The sequence below is a fragment of the Photobacterium piscicola genome (genome assembly GCF_046058925.1).
GTDB classification, from domain to species: domain Bacteria; phylum Pseudomonadota; class Gammaproteobacteria; order Enterobacterales; family Vibrionaceae; genus Photobacterium; species Photobacterium piscicola.
This window is the reverse complement of record NZ_CP175534.1, coordinates 2,792,964-2,817,926: the sequence shown is the minus strand read 5'-3', so window position 1 is coordinate 2,817,926 and position 24,963 is coordinate 2,792,964. Positions and strand designations below refer to the sequence as shown.

The 24,963-nt window shown below is 42.7% G+C and carries 16 protein-coding genes, 4 tRNA genes, 3 rRNA genes, 1 other RNA gene and 1 pseudogene; 19 read left to right on the top strand and 6 right to left on the bottom strand.

Annotation, left to right across the window (positions count from 1 at the left end; translation table 11 throughout):
* Positions 1-109: 109 nt before the first annotated feature.
* Positions 110-3,262 (top strand): type I restriction endonuclease subunit R, encoded by a 3,153-nt coding sequence (locus ACJZU6_RS13330; protein WP_408900415.1) that lies wholly within the window; start codon positions 110-112, stop codon positions 3,260-3,262.
* Positions 3,262-3,981, top strand: a complete 720-nt coding sequence (locus ACJZU6_RS13325) for a M48 family metallopeptidase (protein ID WP_408900414.1) — start codon at positions 3,262-3,264, stop codon at positions 3,979-3,981. The genes ACJZU6_RS13330 and ACJZU6_RS13325 overlap by 1 nt, the downstream gene beginning before the upstream one ends.
* A gap of 335 nt (positions 3,982-4,316) precedes the next feature.
* Here the strand turns inward: ACJZU6_RS13325 and ssrA are convergent.
* Together ssrA and smpB are read right to left on the bottom strand one after the other, a co-directional pair.
* Positions 4,317-4,686: a transfer-messenger RNA gene (ssrA, locus tag ACJZU6_RS13320) on the bottom strand.
* Positions 4,687-4,797: 111 nt separating this feature from the next.
* On the bottom strand, positions 4,798-5,274 hold the full coding sequence (gene smpB / locus ACJZU6_RS13315; RefSeq protein WP_036795915.1) for an SsrA-binding protein SmpB: 477 nt from the start codon (positions 5,272-5,274) through the stop codon (positions 4,798-4,800).
* 205 nt (positions 5,275-5,479) lie between these two features.
* Here smpB and ACJZU6_RS13310 point away from each other — a divergent pair, with 205 nt between their 5' ends.
* From ACJZU6_RS13310 to ACJZU6_RS13300, 3 genes and pseudogenes are all read left to right on the top strand, one after another.
* Entirely contained in the window at positions 5,480-5,914 is a 435-nt protein-coding gene (locus ACJZU6_RS13310; protein ID WP_080158413.1) for an SRPBCC family protein, read from the top strand.
* Positions 5,904-6,212 (top strand): RnfH family protein, encoded by a 309-nt coding sequence (locus ACJZU6_RS13305; RefSeq protein ID WP_080158412.1) that lies wholly within the window; start codon positions 5,904-5,906, stop codon positions 6,210-6,212. The genes ACJZU6_RS13310 and ACJZU6_RS13305 overlap by 11 nt, the downstream gene beginning before the upstream one ends.
* Before the next feature lie 132 nt (positions 6,213-6,344).
* A pseudogene (locus ACJZU6_RS13300) lies at positions 6,345-7,667 on the top strand (IS4 family transposase).
* A 69-nt stretch (positions 7,668-7,736) separates the two neighbouring features.
* Here the strand turns inward: ACJZU6_RS13300 and bamE are convergent.
* The 3 genes from bamE to nadK all read right to left on the bottom strand — a co-directional run bounded on the left by bamE (position 7,737) and on the right by nadK (position 10,994).
* Positions 7,737-8,093, bottom strand: a complete 357-nt coding sequence (gene bamE, locus ACJZU6_RS13295) for an outer membrane protein assembly factor BamE (RefSeq protein ID WP_036795911.1) — start codon at positions 8,091-8,093, stop codon at positions 7,737-7,739.
* Positions 8,094-8,263: 170 nt separating this feature from the next.
* On the bottom strand, positions 8,264-9,931 hold the full coding sequence (gene recN / locus ACJZU6_RS13290) for a DNA repair protein RecN (RefSeq protein ID WP_297474819.1): 1,668 nt from the start codon (positions 9,929-9,931) through the stop codon (positions 8,264-8,266).
* 181 nt (positions 9,932-10,112) lie between these two features.
* Positions 10,113-10,994 (bottom strand): NAD(+) kinase, encoded by an 882-nt coding sequence (gene nadK, locus ACJZU6_RS13285; protein ID WP_045032489.1) that lies wholly within the window; start codon positions 10,992-10,994, stop codon positions 10,113-10,115.
* A gap of 193 nt (positions 10,995-11,187) precedes the next feature.
* Here nadK and grpE point away from each other — a divergent pair, with 193 nt between their 5' ends.
* The 3 genes from grpE to dnaJ all read left to right on the top strand — a co-directional run bounded on the left by grpE (position 11,188) and on the right by dnaJ (position 15,197).
* On the top strand, positions 11,188-11,802 hold the full coding sequence (grpE, locus tag ACJZU6_RS13280) for a nucleotide exchange factor GrpE (RefSeq protein ID WP_080158410.1): 615 nt from the start codon (positions 11,188-11,190) through the stop codon (positions 11,800-11,802).
* A 235-nt stretch (positions 11,803-12,037) separates the two neighbouring features.
* Positions 12,038-13,954, top strand: coding sequence for a molecular chaperone DnaK (gene dnaK / locus ACJZU6_RS13275; RefSeq protein ID WP_080158409.1), 1,917 nt, complete (start codon positions 12,038-12,040; stop codon positions 13,952-13,954).
* A 100-nt stretch (positions 13,955-14,054) separates the two neighbouring features.
* Positions 14,055-15,197 (top strand): molecular chaperone DnaJ, encoded by a 1,143-nt coding sequence (gene dnaJ, locus ACJZU6_RS13270; protein WP_408900413.1) that lies wholly within the window; start codon positions 14,055-14,057, stop codon positions 15,195-15,197.
* A 271-nt stretch (positions 15,198-15,468) separates the two neighbouring features.
* On the opposite strand, the gene ACJZU6_RS13265 is transcribed toward dnaJ, so the two are convergent.
* Positions 15,469-15,864 carry a type IV pilin protein gene (locus ACJZU6_RS13265; RefSeq protein WP_408900412.1) on the bottom strand — a complete coding sequence of 132 codons (396 nt, stop codon included), beginning with the start codon at positions 15,862-15,864 and terminating at the stop codon, positions 15,469-15,471.
* 134 nt (positions 15,865-15,998) lie between these two features.
* Between ACJZU6_RS13265 and ACJZU6_RS13260 the strand changes: the two genes are divergently transcribed.
* The 11 genes from ACJZU6_RS13260 (at position 15,999) to ACJZU6_RS13210 (ending at position 24,788) form a co-directional block, all read left to right on the top strand.
* A complete protein-coding gene (locus tag ACJZU6_RS13260; RefSeq protein WP_408900411.1) occupies positions 15,999-16,577 on the top strand; it encodes a GspH/FimT family pseudopilin in 579 nt (192 codons plus the stop codon).
* Positions 16,564-17,160 (top strand): PilW family protein, encoded by a 597-nt coding sequence (locus tag ACJZU6_RS13255; RefSeq protein ID WP_408900410.1) that lies wholly within the window; start codon positions 16,564-16,566, stop codon positions 17,158-17,160. The genes ACJZU6_RS13260 and ACJZU6_RS13255 overlap by 14 nt, the downstream gene beginning before the upstream one ends.
* Positions 17,153-18,373, top strand: a complete 1,221-nt coding sequence (locus tag ACJZU6_RS13250; RefSeq protein ID WP_408900409.1) for a hypothetical protein — start codon at positions 17,153-17,155, stop codon at positions 18,371-18,373. The genes ACJZU6_RS13255 and ACJZU6_RS13250 overlap by 8 nt, the downstream gene beginning before the upstream one ends.
* The gene (locus ACJZU6_RS13245; protein WP_408900408.1) at positions 18,339-18,770 is read left to right on the top strand and encodes a type IV pilin; all 432 of its coding nucleotides are present in this window, start codon (positions 18,339-18,341) and stop codon (positions 18,768-18,770) included. The genes ACJZU6_RS13250 and ACJZU6_RS13245 overlap by 35 nt, the downstream gene beginning before the upstream one ends.
* A gap of 423 nt (positions 18,771-19,193) precedes the next feature.
* Positions 19,194-20,752, top strand: a 16S ribosomal RNA gene (locus tag ACJZU6_RS13240).
* A gap of 96 nt (positions 20,753-20,848) precedes the next feature.
* Positions 20,849-20,924: transfer RNA gene (locus ACJZU6_RS13235), tRNA-Glu, on the top strand.
* Positions 20,925-20,950: 26 nt separating this feature from the next.
* A tRNA-Val gene (locus tag ACJZU6_RS13230) sits at positions 20,951-21,026 on the top strand.
* Between the two features lie 42 nt (positions 21,027-21,068).
* Positions 21,069-21,144: transfer RNA gene (locus ACJZU6_RS13225), tRNA-Ala, on the top strand.
* Between the two features lie 332 nt (positions 21,145-21,476).
* Positions 21,477-24,384: ribosomal RNA gene (locus ACJZU6_RS13220) — 23S ribosomal RNA — on the top strand.
* Between the two features lie 137 nt (positions 24,385-24,521).
* Positions 24,522-24,637 (top strand): 5S ribosomal RNA (rrf, locus tag ACJZU6_RS13215).
* The 16S, 23S and 5S rRNA genes sit together here with 4 tRNA genes alongside, the layout of an rRNA operon.
* A gap of 74 nt (positions 24,638-24,711) precedes the next feature.
* Positions 24,712-24,788 (top strand) — tRNA-Asp (locus ACJZU6_RS13210).
* The last annotated feature ends 175 nt before the right edge of the window (positions 24,789-24,963 follow it).

Sequence of the window (24,963 nt, the reverse complement as noted above, 5' to 3'; positions counted from 1 at the left end):
GAAATTATCTAAAAATCAAAATATGCAGATAGATGATTATTAATCACTGTTTTTAAAACAGATTATCGGTAAAATCAGCCACAATTATTCGATGGTTAAGACGTAGACGATGAATCAAGACGAATTTAATAAAGTAGAAGCCCCTGCAATTGCTCAGTTAATCAGCATGGGGTGGGTATATGTTCATGGCAAAAAGTTATCACCTGACTATATTGTGGATGGTGAGCCTGAGCGTACTTTTTTAAAAGATGTAGTATTGGTGCAACGTCTATCGGCTGCGATTAAACGCATTAACCCTTGGATCAGTGAAGAGAACCTGCGCAAAGTTGTACGTGATATCACCCATCCTCACTTTGCTGCGTTAATGGAATATAACCACGCTATCTATCACATGCTGGTGGATTATATTTCGGTGGAACAAGATTTAGGCAAAGGCCGTAAAGGTCAAACGGTTAAGCTGATTGATTTTGATCATCCAGAGAACAATGAATTTCTGTGTACAAATCAGTTTAAAGTGGAAGGTGTTAATCAAAACATCATCCCTGATATTGTTTGTTTTGTTAATGGCATTCCGTTAGCGGTAATTGAGTGTAAGTCTCCGTATATTAGTAGTCCGATGTCAGCAGGGATCGATCAGTTAAGACGTTATGCTAATTTGCGCCACCCAGAAGACAATGAAGGTGCTGAAAGACTGTTTTGGTATAACCAGTTTATGGTATCGAGCTGTCGTGATTTAGCTAAAATAGGCACTATCAGTTCTAATGCTCAGCATTATGGTGATTGGAAAGATGCCTATCCATTTACTGATGCACAACTAGAAACACAAGCCCTTCAATTACGTATTAAGCAAGGTAAATGGGACTTAGAACGTTTTGTTTCTGAGCATCATCAGTTTGAACCGTCAGCCCTTGATATTGAATTGCCTAGCTCTTCAGGTATAACAGCCCAACAACGACTGCTAGCAGGTGTATTTAACCCTGTTAGCTTCCTCGATATTTTGCAGAACTTTGTTATCTATGAAACTGATGATGGGCGCATGATCAAAAAGGTGGCTCGTTATCAGCAATATCGTGCAGTGAATAAAGTTATCGAACGGATTAAATCAGGCAAGACCCGTCAAGATAAATCAGGTGTGGTATGGCATACCCAAGGTAGTGGTAAGTCACTGACGATGGTGATGTTAGCCGTAAAAATGCGTCGTGATGAAGAGCTCAAACAGTATAAATTGGTGTTTATTACCGACCGCACTCAGCTTGATGAGCAGTTATCAAATACCTTTCGTGATGCACAGGGTGAAACCGTTTATAACGCGGATTCCGTTAAAACATTAAAAGAGCTATTAAAGAAAGACAGTTCTGATCTTGTGACAGCGATGGTGCAAAAGTTCGTTGATTTGGAAAAAGAGCTAACGGAAGGGGGGAAATCAAGTTTTAGTGGTTTGAACCCTAGCGATAAAATCATTGTATTAGCCGACGAAGCACACCGTACCCAATTTGGTGGCTTAGCCATGACCATCAATGCGGCATTACCCAACGCGCCTAAGATTGGCTTTACTGGAACCCCGTTACTTAAAACCCAAAAGATGTCACAAGCATTTGGTGGTTATATTGATCAGTACAAGATTAATGAGGCTGTCGATGATGGGGCAACGGTGCGTTTGTTGTATGAAGGTCGAGAAGTTAAAACTGAAGTTGCGGGTGAATCATTAGATAAGCTGTTTGAAGAATACTTTGGCAGTTACACCAAAGAACAACAACGAGAAATCAAGAAAAAGTATGGTGTTGAACGTGCTGTTCGTGAAGCGCCTGCACGTATTCGCTGGGTGTGTTTAGATTTAATTAAGCATTATCGTGAACATATTCGCCCTGACGGTTTTAAAGCGATGATTGTGGTTGGTAGTCGTCATGCTGCGGCTATCTATAAACAAACGTTGGATGAATTAGGTGCGCCACTCTCTGAAGTGATTATTTCGGGCGATCATAATGATAAGCCATACATTGCCAAGTACACCGATAAAGTGCATCAAAAGAAAGCGATAGCCAATTTTAAAAAGCCATTTGGTGTTGATAAAGTAGGAACGGAAGAAAAAAATAAGAAGTTCGATAATACTGCCTTTTTAATTGTTAAAGATATGCTGTTAACAGGCTTTGATGCGCCTATTGCTCAAGTTATGTATATCGACCGTAAGCTACAAGATCATACCTTAATGCAGGCTATTGCCCGTGTGAACCGTACTTATAAAGGTAAGAGTTGTGGCTACATTGTCGATTATTATGGTTTATCTGGGTATCTTACTGAAGCGCTACAATTATTTAGTAGTGATGATGTTGAAGGAACGTACCAAAGCTTAAAAGATGAAATCCCTAAGTTAAAGGCGACCCATACGAGATCGATGTCCTTTTTCAAAAATGTGAAAGGGGATGACATTGAAGATTATGTACTGGCAATTAAAGATGAAGTGGTGCGAGCGCAATTTGAAATGGCGTTCAAGGCTTTTGGTAAGCAGATGAACATTGTCTTACCTGATGCGGCAGCGGCTCCTTTTATTGCTGATTTAAAGCTATTGGGTAAGGTACATAATCACGCTCGAAATATTTATCATGATACGGGGATGGATTTATCGGGTGTGGGTGAGAAAGTAAGAGCGCTGGTGGATAACCATATTTTCAGTACAGGTGTTGATCCTAAAATTCCACCTGTAGATTTATTAGCTGCCAACTTTAAACAAAGCGTAGAAGCCAATAAATCAGATGAAGCCAAAGCATCGGAAATGGAAAGTGCAATTAAGCATCATATCACCATTAACCTTGATGAAGATCCTGAGTACTATCGTTCACTAAGTTTGCGCTTACGTGACATTATTGAAAAAACGGCAGGCAAGTGGGATCAGCAACTTGAGTTGTTATCATATATGGTTGATAACATCGCCAGTGAACGTAAACAGGCCGCACAAGATATAGGCTTATCTGAAACAGAATATGCCTTTTATAATATATTGATGGCGGAAGTGGTTAAAGTAAGCAGTGGTGGTGTGGTTGAAGAAGCAGTATTTGAAGAAGTTAAGGCCACCAGCCAAGTGCTTGTTGAACGCATCAATGAAGCGACAATGATTGTTGATTTCTTCAATAAACCAGATGAAATTAAACGCATGAAGAAAGAGATTAAACGAGATGTGCTGATGCGCTCATTTGGCGATAAAGCATTGGTCAGTATCTTACAAGAGCGATTTATGGAATTGGCAAAAACAAAGTTTGGTAAGTAATGGCAACAGATAAAGCGGTATTAGAACAGATAACGGCTAATGGTTATGTAGTTAACATAATTCGTACTAAGCGCACCAAAACAGTCACCATTAATGTGATTGAAGGTGTGGTGTCTATTACCGTCCCTAAAGCATTAGATCTTTCACGTATTGTACAAGTTGTTGAAAGCAAACATACGTGGATTATTGAAAAGCTGGCTATCCATAAACAAGCTGCGCCTAAACGCGATAAAGAGTTTGTTTCTGGTGAGGCGTTCTCGTATTTAGGGCGTAATTATCGCTTGAAAGTGAATCATGGCGATTATCAATCTATACGGCTTATTCAAGGTCGTTTAGCAATTACACTTCCCGATGATATCAACCACAGTATTTATGCGCGCAAAGGGCTGATAGCGTGGTATAAGCGCCAAGCTGAGAAGAAGATCAGAGAAAAAGTTGAACGCTATGCTGGCATTGTTGGCGTAGAAACGGGCGTGATCAGAATTAAGTCATTTAAAAGCCGTTGGGGTAGCTGTACACCTTATGGTGATGTCGAGTTTAACTGGGTAATTATGATGGCACCTAATCGTGTAGTGGACTACGTAGTTATTCATGAGTTGTGCCATTTAATCCAGATGGATCACTCCCCACAATTTTGGCGTGAAGTAGAACGAGTAATGCCTGATTACCTTGAACATAAAGAATGGTTGAAAACTAACGGGTATAAGCTGGTAATTTGAAGTGATATTCCAAAATATTTAAGTTAGTTACTTTTAAGGCATAGTGTTGAGCCACTATTAATTGAATAGTGGCTCAATTATATTTTTTGTTAAACCACTTTTAATAGATTTCTTCCTGTAACCGATAGACTACCTTATGCCGCACGTTCTATGTGCTCACTCCACCAGCCCATCATAGGAAACAAAGGACAGCCATAATTTTGTACATCAACTATGAGCTAAAGTAAGCCTATTGAAGGGAATATAAGGAATTAAAACAAAGTAATATGATGATTTCATTGAGTTTTAGGCATTAAAAAAGGCCACTTCCAAAGAAGTGGCCCTTTCCAAACGTTTGGTGGAGCTGGCGGGATTTGAACCCGCGTCCAAAATCAGTCTAACAGATGGCGCTACATGCTTAGTCAATCTTTATTCTCGTATCCACACTGCGAATTGACACGCTATGCTAATACATACCAGAATTCTATTTCGCGGTTCATCTCTCTAGTCAAAGAATCCCTCGCTATCTCGTTTGGGTTTGAACCCCTGTTATTCCCCGTCTTACAAGCGGAAGCTAGGGCAGGAGCGCTCTTAGCAGGGTATTAAGCTGCTAGTGCGAAGTTTTCGTCGTTTGCGACTATTTTTTTGCGGTTGTTTAACGAGGCAAACCGCACCTCGACATGCTCCACAAGCCTTCGTGATCCTGTCGAATCCTGAATCAGCCCCAGATGCGTTTGATGTTAGCAGAATATTTAACTAGGTCAATAGCTTTATTATTATTCACTGACCAAGTGATTGATTACTATTCAAATGCTAACATCATGTTGCATAGGTGTCTTAACGGTTATTGCCTTTCATGATACGGGCTTTATCACGTTGCCAATCTTTGGCTTTGCTGTCAGCGCGTTTATCATGCAGTTTCTTACCGCGTGCAGTACCGATCTTCACTTTTACGAAAGAAGTGCTCCAGTACATCACCAATGCCACGATAGTATCGCCTTCGCGGTTCACTGAATCTTCTAGTTTTCTCAGTTCACGACGGTTAAGCAATAGCTTACGTACACGGGTTGGATCAGCCACAACGTGGGTTGATGCCGCGTTTAATGGCGCAATGGTTAAGCCTGAAATGAATGCTTCACCGTTACGTAAGAAAACATAGCTTTCAGTCATGTTTACTTTACCGTCACGGATAGCTTTTACTTCCCAACCCTGTAATACCATACCTGCTTCGTATTCGTCGCCGATGGCAAATTCAAAACGAGCGCTTTTATTTTTGGCAATAGTATTGCTACTTTGCTTTGGTTTTTTAGCCATGTTGACCTCGTAGAGTCATTGTTGCAGTCCCAGAACAAAATCTAATATCAGTGATTTTTCTGGTCGAATAAGCTATTGACGTTACCATAATACCGCTTGATGGTAACTGTTATTTTGGTCGATAGCCCAGTAATGGTATCATTGACTAAACGCAGCGAATAGATTTTATCTTCAGAGTGAGGATGCGTTCGATGAAGGAGAAGCTATGCCACAAATTAGTCGTTCGGCACTGGTGCCTTTTAGTGCCCAACAAATGTTTAACTTGGTGAATGATGTTGAGTCTTACCCGATGTTTTTACCCGGTTGTGCGGGCAGTAAGATCATTGAGAGTTCTGCCAGTCATATGATGGCGTCGGTTGATGTTGCCAAAGCCGGTATACGCAAAACATTTGTGACGCATAATAAATTGGTCGATTTTAACCAGATTCAAATGCAGCTGGTGGATGGCCCTTTTCGAAAATTAGTCGGCGGATGGACATTTACTGAGCTTGATGCCACTGCTTGTAAGATTGAATTAAACTTAGAGTTTGAATTTACCAGTGGGCTAATTGATGTTGCTTTTGGTAAAGTTTTTCGCGATCTGACCAGTAATATGGTGCAGGCGTTCACACAGCGAGCAAGAGAAGTGTATGCATTCTGATCAACCCTTAATTCATGTTGAGGTTGTTTTTGCACTGCCCAACGTGCAGCGGGTGTTAAAGCTGGCGGTTGTTGCTGAAACCCCGATTCAAGCGATCATCGAACAATCAGGGATATTAACCATGTACCCTGAGATTGATCTAAACATCAATAAAGTCGGTATCTATAGTCGTAATGTGAAATTAGACGCGACCGCACGCGATGGCGATCGGATTGAAATTTATCGTCCATTAGTGGCTGATCCGCGTGAGATCCGCCGCAAGCGTGCAGAACAAGCTAAAAAAGACGCTGAAAAGTAATACTTATTTTATTGCAGACAACAAAAAGCTCGCCATTAGCGTAATGCTGATCAGTTAAGCCCAAAATGATCAGTTGAACGATCCTGTAGATGTGTAAAAATCCAAGTGTATTTAATGCACTTGGATTTTTTTATGTTTTTAAGACAAGCACTTGAACAGATACATGCCTTCTCAGCTGATAAATTAAACGGCTTATCAGACTTACTTTGTCCAACACTTATTGACCAATGCCTTCTAGATACAGGTGTTACAACTATTCGAAAACGAAGATTACCAATGGAGTTAATGGTTTGGAGTGTCGTTGGTATGTCACTTTATCGACATTTGTCGATGAGCAAAGTGGTGTCTCAATTAGACATCCTATTACCAGGAAAAAAGCCATTTGTTGCCCCAAGTGCTGTGATTCATGCTCGTAAGAAATTAGGGCATGAACCAGTAGAAGCTGTCTTTAATAAAACACAACAGTTGTGGCATGAGAAAACACCTCATCCGGATTGGCATGGTCTCACATTGCATGCTGTCGATGGTGTTGTCTGGCGTACGCCAGACACAAAAGAAAATGACCAAGCATTTTCAAGAACAGGCAATAAAACAACAACATCCGATTATCCTCAAGTGCGTATGGTTTGCCATATGGAACTAACTAGCCACCTTTTAAATAGCGCTGCATTTGATTCTGTTTCTGTCAGTGAGGTTGATTTAACAGCCCAACTCATTGAAAAAGCGCCAGATCATAGTCTAACGCTGTTTGATCGTGGTTTTTACGCCTTAGGCTTACTGCATAAATGGCAAAGTACGGGGCAAGAAAGGCATTGGCTTATCCCATTACGTAAAGGCGCCCAATACAAAACGTTAAGAAAGCTAGGTAAAGGCCAATAACTCATAGAGTTAACCTTGTCGCCACAAGCTCGAAAAAAGTGGATTGATGCGCCCGTGACAATGGAAGCACGCTTAGTGACAACCACGATCAAAGGTCGCGAAGTGAAATTATTAACGTCAATGACCGATCCCAAACGTTATATAGGCGCTGATATTGCAGAGCTTTATAGCCACCGTTGGGAGATTGAGCTGGGTTACCGAGAAATGAAACAATATATGTTACAAGGAACGATAACGTTAAGAAGCAAAACGCCAGCGCTAGTGACTCAAGAATTATGGGGAATGTTATTAGCTTATAACTTGTTACGGTTCATGATGTGCCAAATGGCATACTCATTAAAAAGTGTCATGCCGTATCAAATAGGCTTTAAGCAAGCCTCGATATTCTTAACAAGCCAACTTCAACTATTACCAGCGGTTGCAGCTGGTCGGTATCCTGAAATATTGAGATATATACTTGATATGGCAGAAAGCTTTGTACTACCAGAAAGGCAGGAAAGAAGTTATCCAAGGGCAGTAAAGAAAAGGCCTAGTCGCTATGCGACTAGGCCTTCAAGGAAGCGTAAATTATCTTAATTCACATGCATTACGCCATTAGCGAGCTTTTTTTATTACTTTGAAAACAACCATTTTCTATGAATAGAATTAATTCATAGGATCCATGAAGTTAGGGCCTTGTTTGTAATCACCTTTCATACTAACAAGCTGTGCCTGTTGGTTGAAAGTTAAGAACAAGTTCTTTTGAACCGGCTTATCATGACCATTTTGTTCGTAGAAAATGTAGTTCCATGTGTTGGGGTAACTTGGGTCAACTAACATAGGTGTACCCAGCACATATTGAACTTGCGTTTTCGTCATGCCAACACGCAAGGTATTAACACTTTTTTGTTCTACATAGTTGCCTTGGTCAATATCAATACGATAAACCAAACGTTCAGCGACCGAACAGCCGCTAAGTAAGCCCAACACTAAGGTTAGGGCTGCAATGTTTTTCCAACTCATAGCATCCTGGCTTTTTAGCTTTAACTGCTGCGATGATAAACAAGGTCTTGGCAGAAGTAAAAAGCGGTAAAGAAAAAAAGTAATATATTTTGATATTCGACTACTGCTGGCCGCAATAGTTGCATCAAGGTTTTAGTTTATTTCATATTCGCGCAAGATGCGAAATTAAATCATGCCGCAACCAGCAGTTCTTTCGCATTTGCGAGAGTGCGCTCAGTAATCTCACTGCCGCCTAATAGACGTGCTAGTTCAGCAATACGATCATCAGTGCTTAATGGACGCATCTGTGTTTCAGTTTGACCATCGGTGGTTTTCTTGGCGACAAACATTTGCTGATGACCACAACCTGCAACTTGTGGTAAGTGAGTCACACACATAACTTGGGTTGATTTACCTAGTTTGCGTAGCATTTTACCGACGATAGCGGCTGTTGGCCCACTGATACCCACATCGACTTCATCGAAAATCAAACTTGGCGTTTCAACTTTTTGAGCGGTGATCACTTGAATCGCAAGTGAAATACGGGAAAGCTCACCACCTGAGGCCACTTTGCCTAATGGCTGTAATGGTTGACCTGGGTTAGTTGAAACTAAGAAATTAATGCTGTCGTAACCTAATGGGCTTAACATACGCTCAGGATCGCTGGTGAGTGCAATTTCAAATTCACCGTGTTCCATACTTAACATATGCATACTTTCAGTGATTTTTTGGTCAAGCTCTTTGGCGTAACGTTGGCGGCTTTTACTTAGCTTTTCAGCCGCTTCAATGCATTGTTGACGTAGATTTTCAACGTTAGCCGCCATGTCTTCTAGGCGTTCATCGCTACAATCAAGGTTATCAAGTTCTTTCAGTAAATCATGGTGCTTTTGATAAAGCTCGGCTGGCATTACATAGTGTTTACGTGCCATCGACATGATTTTAGCTAAACGCTCTTCAAGGTAAATTAAGCGGTGCGGATCCATGTCTAAATTATCAAGATAGCTGCGTAGCTCTTGGCTTGCTTCTTGAACTTGAATAATGGCTTCTTCCAGCATTTGCGGAATCGCACTTAAACTGCTGTCATATTCACCAAGGTTGTTCACTTGCTGACAAGCCATTTGTAACAGTTGCAGCGCGTTACCATCATCGTTGTCATAAAGCATCGATAAGGCGGTTTGACTTGAAATAGCCAGTTCACCTGAATTTGATAGGCGTTTATGTTCTTCTTCGATCTCAATGAATTCTTCTTCGCCAAGGGCTAATTCATCAAGCTCTTTAACTTGGTATTGTAAGAGTTGTTTTTGTGCTTCGTTTTCATCACGGCTTTGGGTTAAGCGTTTTAGCTCGTTATGTGCTTGACGCCAGCGTTGATAAGCACTGCGAGTACGATCAATTAATAGATGATGACCTGCATATTGATCAAGCATGTGTTGTTGATATTCAGGGCGCATTAGCTGTTGGTGTGCGTGTTGACCATGAATATTAATCAGTAGTTGCCCTAACGCTTTTTGCTGCGATGCGGGAACAGGGCTGCCATTAATAAAACCACGTGAGCGGCCTTCTTTGGTGATCACACGGCGCAAAATACACTCTTCACCATCAATGAGCTCATTATCTTCGAGCCAACGTCGAGCTGCTTGGTTATTTGCCAATAAAAATGCGGCTGAAATTTCAGCTTTATCTTCATTTGGTCGCACCATAGAGGCTTCAGCGCGATCACCTAAACATAAACCTAAGGCATCAATTGCAATAGATTTACCTGCACCGGTTTCACCTGTAATGGTGGTCATGCCGGGTTTTAGTTCAAATTGAAGAGTTTTGACAATAGCAAAATTAGAGATCGTCATATGCGCGAGCATTGTGTTCACCTGTTTAAATCAACACCTGTTTTTTCATACAGTATATACTGTATCTATAACCAGTAAAGTACTGGGGCGATAATTATTCAGATAAAATGTGACTTAGATTAACTTTTTGAGTAGTTACAAAAAACCAGCCGCTAAAATGTGCTGGTTTTGAGGGAGAAAAGTGGTGTTTATTTTAAAATAGTCGACTCGACCAGCCTAATTTGCCACGTAGGACATTGTAGTAGCTGTAATTCTTAGGGTGGATCAGTTGCAGGCGATCTTCACTTTGATAAATATGAATTTCATCACCAGGACTTACGGGAAGCGATACTTGACCATCACAACTGACTTCTAGGGTGCTGCCATTATTGGGGGACACCAGCAGTTTAATACAACGATCGCCATCAACGACTAATGGGCGAGAAGACAGGGTGTGAGGGAACATTGGCACCAGTGCAATGGCATTTAAACTGGTTGATAAAATTGGGCCGCCACCTGATAGTGAATAGGCTGTTGAACCTGTTGGGGTCGCAATAATTAAGCCATCAGAACGTTGCGAGAAAGCAAAGCAATCATCAATATAAACTTCAAATTCTATCATATGGGCAATTTTATCTGGATGTAACACCGCTTCGTTTAATGCGGCATTACGGCTTTTTATTTGCCCGTGACGATGCACTTCAGCTTCAAGTAAAAACCGATCTTCTTTGATAAATTCGCCAGCTAATACTAGAGCAAGCTGTTGCTCAAAATCTTCAGGATCAAGATCAGTCAGGAAACCAAGATTGCCACGGTTAACGCCAATCACTGAAATATCAAACCGTGATAAAACGCGAGCAGCACCGAGCATATTGCCGTCACCACCAACAACAACTGCGAGATCTGCTTTATCACCAATGGTGAGCAAATCACAAAAACAATGCTCAGGTACGTCAATATCGTTGGCTAATCGATGATCGACTAACACGTTATAGCCTTGCGCGGTTAACCACTCATATAGGCTTGAGTGAGTTTGTAATGCCTCAGGATTACGTGGTTTGCCAATTAACGCGATAGTATCAAAAATACGCTTCATGTCCCTGTTCCGACAAATGATGGTGGGTCAGTATAGCCTTAGAAAAAACAACTTGTCGTGGTTTGTTGTCAATATTGGCTTGAATCATTGAACTTCATCCCCATAATATGCTCAAGACTATTTTAAAAGTGGCACTTATCTAATAAGGCTACTGAGTGAATAAAACCCTTTTATCTTGGCGGAGAACCAACGCATGACTAACAAAAAACACGATGTACAGGATGAGCAGCTAAACGATACAGTTGAAGCTGTTGAAGTCGAAGCTGTCGAGGGTGAGTTTGTTGAATCTGAGCAAGAGTTATACGTAGCTCGTATTGCAGAACTTGAAGCTGCTTTATTAGCAAAAGATGCAGAAGTTAATGAAGTAAAAGATGCGGCATTGCGCGCACGTGCTGAAGGCGAGAATGTTCGTCGTCGTTCTGAGCAAGAAATTGATAAAGCACGTAAATACGCATTAAACAAATTTGCTGAAGAATTATTGCCAGTTATTGATAACCTTGAGCGCGCTATTGAAATGGCCGACAAGAATAACGACGCAACTAAAGCAATGATGGAAGGTGTTGAATTGACATTGATGACAATGACAACAACCGTTGGTAAATTTGGCCTAAAAGTGATTGATCCACAAGGTGAAGCTTTTAATCCTGAATTCCATCAAGCAATGGCGATGCAAGAAAGTGCTGATTTTGCACCTAATACAGTCATGGCTGTAATGCAAAAAGGTTACGAGCTAAATGGCCGTGTGATCCGTCCAGCAATGGTAATGGTATCAAAAGCCGCTGCGGGTAACGTGAATACTCAAGCGTAATTTACAGCGAATGATTCAAGACTTACTTGATAATGACGCAAAATAAGACCCACTTTGGTGGGTTTTTTTATTTTTTTGCATTTTTTTTGGGATCGCCCCTTGAAAAGTAATCTGGCGACCTTATCTAGTAGTCATAAGACATTAAATGTATTTGTCACGGGTTTATCCCGAACCGCTAACCCATTTGATATATGGGTATAGTTAAGAACATATAACGAATTTCGGAGATTGTCTGATGGGTAAGATCATTGGTATTGACTTAGGTACAACTAACTCTTGTGTAGCAGTACTTGACGGCGACAAGCCACGTGTAATTGAGAACGCAGAAGGCGAGCGTACAACAGCATCAGTTGTTGCATACACGCAAGATGGTGAAACACTAGTTGGTCAACCTGCAAAACGTCAGGCGGTAACTAACCCTGAAAACACATTATTCGCTATCAAGCGTCTAATTGGTCGTCGTTTTGAAGACGAAGAAGTTCAGCGTGATATCGAAATCATGCCTTACAAAATTGTTAAGGCTGACAACGGTGATGCATGGGTAGAAGCGAAAGGCCAAAAAATGGCTGCTCCTCAAGTATCTGCTGAAATCCTAAAGAAAATGAAGAAAACTGCAGAAGACTTCCTGGGCGAACCAGTAACTGGCGCAGTTATCACAGTACCTGCATACTTTAACGATGCACAGCGTCAAGCAACAAAAGATGCTGGCCGTATCGCAGGTCTGGATGTTAAACGTATCATCAACGAACCAACTGCAGCTGCTCTAGCTTACGGTCTTGATAAGACTGGCGGCGACCGCACTATCGCTGTTTACGACCTTGGTGGCGGTACTTTTGATATCTCAATCATCGAAATCGATGAAGTTGAAGGCGAGAAAACATTTGAAGTTCTAGCAACTAATGGTGATACACACCTTGGTGGTGAAGACTTCGATACACGTCTAATCAACTACTTAGCAGACGAGTTCAAAAAAGAGCAAGGTATCGATCTTAAGCACGATCCTCTTGCAATGCAGCGTCTAAAAGAAGCAGCAGAGAAAGCGAAAATCGAACTATCTTCTGCACAGCAAACTGATGTTAACCTACCTTACATCACAGCTGACGCGACTGGTCCTAAGCACATGAACATCAAAGTGACTCGTGCGAAACTAGAATCTCTAGTAGAAGATCTAGTACAACGTACTCTTGAGCCACTAAAAGTAGCTATCTCAGATGCTGGTCTATCTGTTAGCGACATTAACGACATCATCCTTGTTGGTGGTCAAACTCGTATGCCAATGGTTCAGGCTAAAGTAACTGAATTCTTCGGCAAAGAGCCACGTAAAGACGTTAACCCTGATGAAGCTGTTGCTGTAGGCGCTGCTGTTCAAGGTGGTGTACTTGCTGGTGACGTTAAAGACGTGCTACTTCTAGACGTTACTCCACTATCTCTTGGTATTGAAACCATGGGTGGCGTAATGACTAAGCTTATCGAGAAGAATACAACTATCCCAACAAAAGCGAACCAAGTGTTCTCTACTGCTGAAGATAACCAAAACGCGGTAACTATCCACGTTATTCAAGGTGAGCGTAAGCAAGCAAGCTTCAACAAATCTCTAGGTCAATTTAACCTAGAAGGTATTCAAGCTGCGCCACGTGGTATGCCTCAAATCGAAGTAACGTTTGACCTAGATGCCGATGGTATCCTAAACGTTTCAGCGAAAGACAAGACTACAGGTAAAGAGCAGAAGATCACTATCCAAGCGTCTGGTGGCCTAAGCGATGCTGACATCGAGAAGATGGTTCAAGAAGCTGAAGCTAACAAAGAAGCGGATAAGAAGTTTGAAGAGCTAGTAACTGCTCGTAACCAAGCTGACCAACTTGTTCACGGTACTCGTAAGCAAATTGAAGAAGCTGGTGAAGCACTTCCTGCTGATGAGAAAGCAAAAATCGAAGCTGCTGTTGCTGAACTAGAAGAAGCACGCAAAGGCGAAGATAAAGAAACAATCGATGCGAAAGTACAAGCGGTTGTTGCAGCATCTCAAAAGCTAATGGAAATCGCTCAACAAAAAGCGCAAGCACAACAAGCTGATGGCGCAACTGGCGAGCAACAAGCTAAGCAAGACGACGACGTTGTTGATGCTGAGTTTGAAGAAGTTAAAGACAACAAATAAGACGTTATTAATATCTATTAATTAACATCTTGTTTAAATTACGGGCGTTTGAGGTTACTCTAACGCCCGTAACTATATCTAGCTAGGTGACAATCAAGTTATGTCGAAACGTGATTTATACGAAGTGTTAAGTGTGGCTCGTGACGCAAGTGAGCGTGACATTAAAAAAGCTTATAAGCGCTTAGCAATGAAGTTCCACCCCGACCGTAACCAGGGTGATGCGGAATCTGCTGAGAAATTCAAAGAAGTGAAGTACGCTTATGAAATTCTAACAGACGACCAAAAGCGCGCTGCTTACGATCAATACGGCCATGCAGCCTTTGAACAAGGTGGTATGGGCGGTGGCGGCGGCGGCTTCGGCGGCGGTGCAGACTTCAGTGACATCTTTGGTGATGTGTTTGGTGATATCTTTGGTGGTGGCGGTGGCCGTCGTCAACAACGCGCACAGCGTGGTTCAGATCTTCGCTACAACATGGAACTAACGTTGGAAGAAGCTGTTCGCGGTTGTTCGAAAGAAATCCGTGTACCAACATTAGTTGGTTGTGATTGCTGTGACGGTTCAGGCGCTAAAAAAGGTTCATCTGCAACAACATGTGGTACCTGTCATGGTGCTGGACAAGTGCAGATGCGTCAGGGCTTCTTTGCGGTTCAGCAAACATGTCCACACTGTCATGGTCGTGGCCAAATTATCAAAGATCCATGTGATAAGTGTCATGGCGAAGGCCGTGTAGAAGAAACTAAAACGCTTTCAGTTAAGATCCCTGCGGGTGTCGATACTGGCGATCGTATTCGCTTAACGGGCGAAGGCGAAGCTGGAGAATTAGGCGCACCAGCGGGTGACTTGTACGTTCAAGTACATGTTAAAGATCACCACATTTTCCAGCGTGAAGGTAATAATCTACATTGTGAAGTACCTGTAAGTTTCACTATGGCAGCATTAGGTGGTGAAGTTGAAGTACCAACCCTTGATGGCCGTGTAAGCTTAAAAGTACCGGCTGAGATGCAAACGGGCCGTATGTTCCGTATGCGTGGTAAAGGTGTTGATTCGGTTCGTGGTGGTTTACGCGGTGATCTTATCTGTAAATTGGTGGTTGAAACACCAGTACATTTAAGCAAGCGTCAAAAAGAACTACTGCAAGAACTGGAAGAAACATTTGGTGGTAAAGATGCGAGTAAGCACAAGCCAAAATCAGAAGGTTTCTTCAACGGTGTAAAGAAGTTTTTCGACGATTTAACCAACTAATCAGTCGTAAAAAAGAATAAATAAAAACCGCTATTAGTGAATGCTAGTAGCGGTTTTTTTATACCAAGAATATCCGTCATTCCTTACAGTGAATACCCGCGAGGGCGATAGGGTATCGAGCTTTTTAAAAAATATGACCACTTAATTAGTGGAATAAGTAGAACTAAGCCCCTCACCATAAAGGAAATAATCCGTCATCTCGGAAGAGAGGCACGAGCTATCCGTGATCTACTTATCACGCGTTTGAGCATAAAAGAAGCCAGTGAAAATATTACCAGCACTCAGACGGTGATCCTTTACTGGTTTGATTTAGCTTTAGTTCAGAGCACTCATCTGAATCTTGTATTGTGTTTGGTGTTGCTGTAATGGTGTATGTTGTGTCAGACGCGCTAATTTTATAGCTATAGCGCTCTTCATTTACGCAACTACCGCAAAGATCAGTTTCAATTTCAGAATTCGTATGACCATCAAAATCTGAATAAGCCTTTCCCCCTGTACGTTTATCTTCCATAGCCAGCTGGATCATAATCAGATCCCCCATCGCCTGAGTACGATGCCCCTTCAATACATGCGATTGATATGAAGGGTAAGCAATGGCGGTTAATACTCCAATGACTGCCACTACAATCAACATTTCGATCAGCGTCACGCCTTTTTGTTTAATCATCTTCCGTAATCTCTTAAATATTCGAGTTGTCTCGATAACTGGTTGATATCCTTATTCTGCTATTTTGCGGTGGTGATAAACTCTGAATCAAGTTGTTCTTAGGGATCAGAATGACGTTAATAGGGATTTGGGGAATGGCTCGCGAAATTACCACGCATTTTCATCACATACATCACAATGGTGACCGTCAGCGGGGATTTACTCTGTTGGAATTGGTGTTCACGGTGGTGATCATCGGCATTGTTGCAGCAATGGCAGCCCCAAGTTTCAGTGGCCTCATTGAATCGAATAAAGTTAAACGCTTGGCGACAGAAATAGAATGGTTATTGGTACAAGCCAAATCAGAAGCGGTGATGCGTGGAGGGGAGGTGTATGTGTATAGTTCCATGCCTATTTCGAGGATACACAGTAATTGGTGTATTTTTACTTCAAAAGATTTAATAGATGTAAGTAAAGAAAGTTGTGACTATATTGATACGGGTGGTCTTTCATCTATTGACAGTGCTAACTTTTCTGGAATAAATTTTGGAAATAGCCGCACATTGAATCAATTTTCTTTTGATCCTCTTCATGGAAAACCTAATGCTAATGGTAGTTATCGTTATAGCATTGGTGACTATAAATTAAAAACAACGGTTTATACCATTACTGGGCGTATTTATACCTGCTTAGAAGCTGGTTCTGAAAAGTTGGGTACTTATGAAGAGTGCTAATCAAGGCTTTAGCTTAATTGAATTACTCATAGCCTCATCGGTGGGTTTAATTGCCATTGGTGTTGTGGGATCTGTTTTTTTATCTGGTTATCAAGCCGCGAATAAGCGTTCATTAGAGTTGTTACTAGAGCAAGATGTGAATGATGCTTTTCGATTAATTAAAGAAGATGTACTACGAGCAGGGTATGTGTCGAGTGGGGCTTCAAGTCTGAAGTTATCAGGTGCGAGTAATGTCGTTTATGTAAATCCTGAGAATAACTGTTTAGCTTACGCTTATGATTCTCCTGATGGGCGTCGATATAATGAATTGATGTATAACGAACAAGATAAAAAATTAGTTTATCGCGTATCTTCGGCAATAAAAACGATATCTACAGCTTGTAATCCAACAGATGCTTATTCATTAATTTATGATAAGCAGATCTATGTAAATCAATTTGATATTGAGAATAAACCTATTAGCTCTGCGAGTGCGACCAGTCAATTAATTAAAATAACGCTTGCTGCGCATTTAAAAAATGATGATGCAGTAAGTACTGCGAAGTCGATTCAGATTAAAGCAAGGAATTGGCATAATGAATAAGCATCAACAGTCAGGGATGACGACATTATTAATTACCAGCATGTTATTAATAGTGGCGCTGTTATTTTCATTGGCTTCATATAAGAATTTATTTTATCAGATTAAACGTACTCAAAATGAAGTATTAGCGAGGCAAGCGCACTGGGCGGCCGAAGGTGGGCTGGAGTGTGGGTTTTCTCAAATTCAAAAGGCTGGAAATATATCAGATGCAAAATCAACATTTATTGATTGTAAAAGTACATTAAATTTAGCTGATGTAAATGTATCTATAGATGATGAAAATTACATTAATAGTGAGTATGTAGGTATATCGAATAAAATAATCAAGAAAAAAATAAATTTATCCTCACGTTTAGCTGGAGCTATACAAGCAAGATCAGATTTAAAATTAATTGGTGATTATGATATTTATCCTGATGTTGAAGATGTTGATTCAAATGGTAAATATAAATGTGTTTCTATTAGATATAGTAATAATTTTTATTATGAAAATAGTGGTAAGGAGTTAGAGGTTTTTAATCCTAAAAAAGATGGACCTTATAATAATTTTCCTGAAAATGCAGAATGTATTGTTAAAACGCACTTAAAAGAAAATTCTTCGACTGAAGATAATATAACAAAGTTAAATATAAAAGGCGATTTTGTTTTTGATGATACATTTGATCCGTTTGAGAATGCCTTTGGTGCATCTAGAAATGAATTGGCTAATATAAAGAAAGAATTTATTGAAATTGATGGTTCAATTACTGAGTGTGATAAAAAAATAAGCGATGCTTTCTTAATAAATAATAAAGTTTGGGTTAATGGTCATTGTGATTTAAAGGATGGAAGACTGGTTGGTGGTTTAAATAAAACAGCTCGTTTGTTAGTTATTGAAAATGGAATATTTGCTACTTATGGTGCTGTTGAATTTTATGGGATGATATACCATTTATACACAGATCTTATTGATGATATAAGTGTTGAATGGAATGGTATAAGTAGTGGTGACACTCTAGGTGCAAACGATAAAAAGAAAGCGGTCTATTATCAGGCTGGATCATTTGTTCCTGTAGGAGGACTTGTTTTAGATTCCCCTGGTAGATTATCTGTCTTTAATAGTTCTATGAGTTTTAATTTTAAAGGTGATGCTAGCCCTAACGATAATTCAAAAATTTCATGGATACAAGGATCTTGGCATGACTTCGAATATCAAAAAAATAATAGGCTTTAGCTTATTAGAAGTAGTGATTGCTCTTGGTGTACTTTCTGTTGGTGTATTGGGTTTAGTGAAGATGCAAGCTTATATGGAAGTAAAAGCAGAAAACGCATTAAAGACTCTAGATGCACTTCATATAGCAGAAGCGCAGATGGAGTATTACCAAACCCGCGCCAGTAGTATCAGTGGCGCGACTGGATTGATTGCTTTTGAAAGTATGGCAGCACCAACTAATTGTCTGCAATCGATGGTGAGTGGTACTGATTATACACTTACTTGTGATGCCAACACTTTATCGTTATCAGATGCACTGCGAACTATTAATGTTAGTGTCAGTTGGGCTGATCGCCGTGGCGTATCTCAAGCGGTATCTCTAAAAACCGCTATCTCTAAATACAGTGAATTTGATTAAACAACGGCTATCATCGCTAAAAAGACACAATTTAATCCAAAGTAAACCGTTTTGAACAAAAAATGTTCAAACGGTTTTTTTTTGTTAAAAAACGATTGTCAGCCAATAAAATCTCCCTATAATGCGACTTCACTGACACGGACAACGGCGCAAGCGGTTACCGATATTCAGTGTGTTCTTTAACAATTTGACCATGCAATCTGTGTGGGCACTCGTTGAATAGTTAAGTCGAAAGATTTATCAATGAACTGAGTGACCAATACAAATAACCTAATCTATTTATAGAGAAGATTATTTAGCACAGTCAATTCATTACCATTCTGTTCCTATTTGTAGAAACGGAAGCGGTAATAGCTTTAAAATTACTAAGGTAGTTTTGAAGTCAGTATTCATTGAGCCGTCTCGAAAGAGACAACAAAACTTTAATTGAAGAGTTTGATCATGGCTCAGATTGAACGCTGGCGGCAGGCCTAACACATGCAAGTCGAGCGGTAACAGAAAAGAAGCTTGCTTCTTTTGCTGACGAGCGGCGGACGGGTGAGTAATGCCTGGGAATATACCTCAGTGTGGGGGATAACTATTGGAAACGATAGCTAATACCGCATAATCTCCGATCTTTTACGAGATGGGAGCAAAGCGGGGGACCTTCGGGCCTCGCGCGCTGAGATTAGCCCAGGTGGGATTAGCTAGTTGGTGGGGTAATGGCTCACCAAGGCGACGATCCCTAGCTGGTCTGAGAGGATGATCAGCCACACTGGAACTGAGACACGGTCCAGACTCCTACGGGAGGCAGCAGTGGGGAATATTGCACAATGGGGGAAACCCTGATGCAGCCATGCCGCGTGTATGAAGAAGGCCTTCGGGTTGTAAAGTACTTTCAGTTGTGAGGAAGGCAGTTAAGTTAATAGCTTGGCTGTTTGACGTTAGCAACAGAAGAAGCACCGGCTAACTCCGTGCCAGCAGCCGCGGTAATACGGAGGGTGCGAGCGTTAATCGGAATTACTGGGCGTAAAGCGCATGCAGGCGGTCTGTTAAGCAAGATGTGAAAGCCCGGGGCTCAACCTCGGAACAGCATTTTGAACTGGCAGACTAGAGTCTTGTAGAGGGGGGTAGAATTTCAGGTGTAGCGGTGAAATGCGTAGAGATCTGAAGGAATACCGGTGGCGAAGGCGGCCCCCTGGACAAAGACTGACGCTCAGATGCGAAAGCGTGGGGAGCAAACAGGATTAGATACCCTGGTAGTCCACGCCGTAAACGATGTCTACTTGAAGGTTGTGGCCTTGAGCCGTGGCTTTCGGAGCTAACGCGTTAAGTAGACCGCCTGGGGAGTACGGTCGCAAGATTAAAACTCAAATGAATTGACGGGGGCCCGCACAAGCGGTGGAGCATGTGGTTTAATTCGATGCAACGCGAAGAACCTTACCTACTCTTGACATCCAGAGAATTCGCTAGAGATAGCTTAGTGCCTTCGGGAACTCTGAGACAGGTGCTGCATGGCTGTCGTCAGCTCGTGTTGTGAAATGTTGGGTTAAGTCCCGCAACGAGCGCAACCCTTATCCTTGTTTGCCAGCACATAATGGTGGGAACTCCAGGGAGACTGCCGGTGATAAACCGGAGGAAGGTGGGGACGACGTCAAGTCATCATGGCCCTTACGAGTAGGGCTACACACGTGCTACAATGGCGTATACAGAGGGCTGCAAGCTAGCGATAGTGAGCGAATCCCACAAAGTACGTCGTAGTCCGGATTGGAGTCTGCAACTCGACTCCATGAAGTCGGAATCGCTAGTAATCGTGAATCAGAATGTCACGGTGAATACGTTCCCGGGCCTTGTACACACCGCCCGTCACACCATGGGAGTGGGCTGCACCAGAAGTAGATAGCTTAACCTTCGGGAGGGCGTTTACCACGGTGTGGTTCATGACTGGGGTGAAGTCGTAACAAGGTAGCCCTAGGGGAACCTGGGGCTGGATCACCTCCTTACCTAAAGACTTATGCTGTTTTATGCAGTGTCCACACAGATTGCCTGGTTAAAATGTAAAAGAACATCTAAGTTACCCATAACTTAGAGAAAACTTAGTCCCGTTCGTCTAGAGGCCTAGGACACCGCCCTTTCACGGCGGTAACAGGGGTTCGACTCCCCTACGGGACGCCACTTCTTTTCATCGGAAGTAAAACGATGGGCGATTAGCTCAGTTGGGAGAGCACCTCCCTTACAAGGAGGGGGTCACTGGTTCGAGCCCGGTATCGCCCACCACTTTCTGTTGAATAGAACTTCTCCTAAGAAGTAAAACTTGATGGGGTTATAGCTCAGCTGGGAGAGCGCCTGCCTTGCACGCAGGAGGTCTGCGGTTCGATCCCGCATAGCTCCACCACTTTCTAAATGCATTCGCAAGAGTGTGATTAGAAAGTGGATTAGTCATCTTTAAAAATGACAAAAACACATGTTCTTTAACAATCTGGAAAGCTGACTAGTAAATTTAATCGAAAGATTAATTTTAAAAATGTTTTTATTGCTTCTTGTAAAAGAAGGATAAAAACGAGTTCTCAAACAACACACATTCAAGTGTCTTGATTTTGGTTTCACTTTTTAAAGTGAAGACAAATAAATGAGTCCGGCGAAAAACCAATGTTTAATATTTTCTTGATCGGAGTATTAAACGCAAACCTTGGTTGTTTGAACATACGAAACCTCTTGGGGTTGTATGGTTAAGTGACTAAGCGTACACGGTGGATGCCTTGGCAGTCAGAGGCGATGAAGGACGTATTAACTTGCGATAAGCCCAGATTAGGCAGTAAAAGCCTCTTGAGTCTGGGATTTCCGAATGGGGAAACCCACTTGCATAAGCAAGTATCATTAACTGAATACATAGGTTAATGAGGCAAACCGGGGGAACTGAAACATCTAAGTACCCCGAGGAAGAGAAATCAACCGAGATTCCGGTAGTAGCGGCGAGCGAAACCGGATTAGCCCTTAAGCTAGTTCTGCGTTAGGTGAAGGTTCTGGAAAGTGCCGCGATACAGGGTGATAGCCCCGTAACCAAAAATGCATTATTAGTGAAATCGAGTAGGACGGGACACGTGATATCCTGTTTGAACATGGGGGGACCATCCTCCAAGGCTAAATACTCCTGACTGACCGATAGTGAACCAGTACCGTGAGGGAAAGGCGAAAAGAACCCCTGTGAGGGGAGTGAAATAGAACCTGAAACCGTGTACGTACAAGCAGTAGGAGCCCACTTGTTGGGTGACTGCGTACCTTTTGTATAATGGGTCAGCGACTTAATTTTAGTAGCAAGGTTAACCGTTTAGGGGAGCCGTAGGGAAACCGAGTCTTAACTGGGCGTCATAGTTGCTAGGATTAGACCCGAAACCGAGTGATCTAGCCATGGGCAGGTTGAAGGTGAGGTAACACTTACTGGAGGACCGAACCGACTAATGTTGAAAAATTAGCGGATGACTTGTGGCTAGGGGTGAAAGGCCAATCAAACTCGGAGATAGCTGGTTCTCCCCGAAAGCTATTTAGGTAGCGCCTCGGACGAATACTACTGGGGGTAGAGCACTGTTAAGGCTAGGGGGTCATCCCGACTTACCAACCCTTTGCAAACTCCGAATACCAGTAAGTACTATCCGGGAGACACACGGCGGGTGCTAACGTCCGTCGTGAAGAGGGAAACAACCCAGACCGCCAGCTAAGGTCCCAAAGTTATAGCTAAGTGGGAAACGATGTGGGAAGGCTCAGACAGCCAGGATGTTGGCTTAGAAGCAGCCATCATTTAAAGAAAGCGTAATAGCTCACTGGTCGAGTCGGCCTGCGCGGAAGATTTAACGGGGCTAAGCTATACACCGAAGCTGCGGCAATATGAACTTGTTCATATTGGGTAGGGGAGCGTTCTGTAAGCCGTTGAAGGTGCATTGTAAAGTGTGCTGGAGGTATCAGAAGTGCGAATGCTGACATGAGTAACGATAAAGGGAGTGAAAAACTCCCTCGCCGGAAGATCAAGGGTTCCTGTCCAACGTTAATCGGGGCAGGGTAAGTCGACCCCTAAGGCGAGGCCGAAAGGCGTAGTCGATGGGAAACGGGTTAATATTCCCGTACTTCTTATAATTGCGATGGAGGGACGGAGAAGGCTAGGTGAGCCTGGCGACGGTTGTCCAGGTCCAAGTATGTAGGCTGATGAATTAGGCAAATCCGGTTCATCTTAAGGCTGAGATACGATGTCGAGCTACTACGGTAGTGAAGTCATTGATGCCATGCTTCCGGGAAAAGCTTCTAAGCTTCAGATTATAAGAAATCGTACCCCAAACCGACACAGGTGATCAGGTAGAGAATACCAAGGCGCTTGAGAGAACTCGGGTGAAGGAACTAGGCAAAATGGTACCGTAACTTCGGGAGAAGGTACGCTCCTAGCGGTGATGAGACTTGCTCTCTAAGCTGCCGGGAGTCGCAGATACCAGGTGGCTGCAACTGTTTATTAAAAACACAGCACTGTGCAAAATCGAAAGATGACGTATACGGTGTGACGCCTGCCCGGTGCCGGAAGGTTAATTGATGGGGTTAGGTGCTCTTTTTATTAAGAGCGTCGAAGCTCTTGATCGAAGCCCCGGTAAACGGCGGCCGTAACTATAACGGTCCTAAGGTAGCGAAATTCCTTGTCGGGTAAGTTCCGACCTGCACGAATGGCGTAATGATGGCCACGCTGTCTCCACCCGAGACTCAGTGAAATTGAAATCGCAGTGAAGATGCTGTGTACCCGCGGCTAGACGGAAAGACCCCGTGAACCTTTACTATAGCTTGGCACTGAACATTGACCCTACATGTGTAGGATAGGTGGGAGACGTTGAAGCAACCGCGCCAGTGGTTGTGGAGTCAATCTTGAAATACCACCCTTGTATGCTTGATGTTCTAACGTTGACCCCTTATCGGGGTTACGGACAGTGCCTGGTGGGTAGTTTGACTGGGGCGGTCTCCTCCCAAAGAGTAACGGAGGAGCACGAAGGTGGGCTAATCACGGTCGGACATCGTGAGGTTAGTGCAATGGCATAAGCCCGCTTGACTGCGAGAATGACAATTCGAGCAGGTGCGAAAGCAGGTCATAGTGATCCGGTGGTTCTGAATGGAAGGGCTATCGCTCAACGGATAAAAGGTACTCCGGGGATAACAGGCTGATACCGCCCAAGAGTTCATATCGACGGCGGTGTTTGGCACCTCGATGTCGGCTCATCACATCCTGGGGCTGAAGTCGGTCCCAAGGGTATGGCTGTTCGCCATTTAAAGTGGTACGCGAGCTGGGTTTAGAACGTCGTGAGACAGTTCGGTCCCTATCTGCCGTGGGCGTTGGATGATTGAGAGGGGCTGCTCCTAGTACGAGAGGACCGGAGTGGACGAACCGCTGGTGTTCGGGTTGTATCGCCAGATGCATTGCCCGGTAGCTAAGTTCGGAATCGATAACCGCTGAAAGCATCTAAGCGGGAAGCGAGCCTCAAGATGAGTCATCCCTAGACCTTTAAGGTCTCTAAAGGGTTGTTGAAGACTACAACGTTGATAGGTCAGGTGTGTAAGTGCTGCGAGGCATTGAGCTAACTGATACTAATTGCCCGTGAGGCTTAACCATACAACACCCAAGGGGTTTTCCTTCTCATAAGAGAAGAGACGGACTCTACAAACGCTTGAATGCGTGTTGAGAACAACTAGTTAGATTTTCCCAGATTGCTATTTATTGTCATAAGACAATAAATAAACCAGAATTTGCTTGGCGACCATAGCGTTATGGACCCACCTGATCCCATGCCGAACTCAGTAGTGAAACGTAATAGCGCCGATGGTAGTGTGGGGTCTCCCCATGTGAGAGTAGGACATCGCCAGGCTTCGCTTTCTTGTTTTAAGATTTTAAGAAAATCTTAAGGCAAAACAAGTTGCATTTATGCTGAATAGACACTGCGGAGTGGTAGTTCAGTTGGTTAGAATACCGGCCTGTCACGCCGGGGGTCGCGGGTTCGAGTCCCGTCCACTCCGCCATTATTAAAGAAACCTGAATCGAAAGATTCAGGTTTTTTTTCGTCTATAGAAAATGGTGATAATAGCAGCGGGGGCTATTATCCGTCATCTCGGAAGAGAGGTACGAGCTATCCGCGATCTACTCATCACGTGTTTGAGCATTAAAGATACCGATAAAAAATTAGCTAAAATAGCA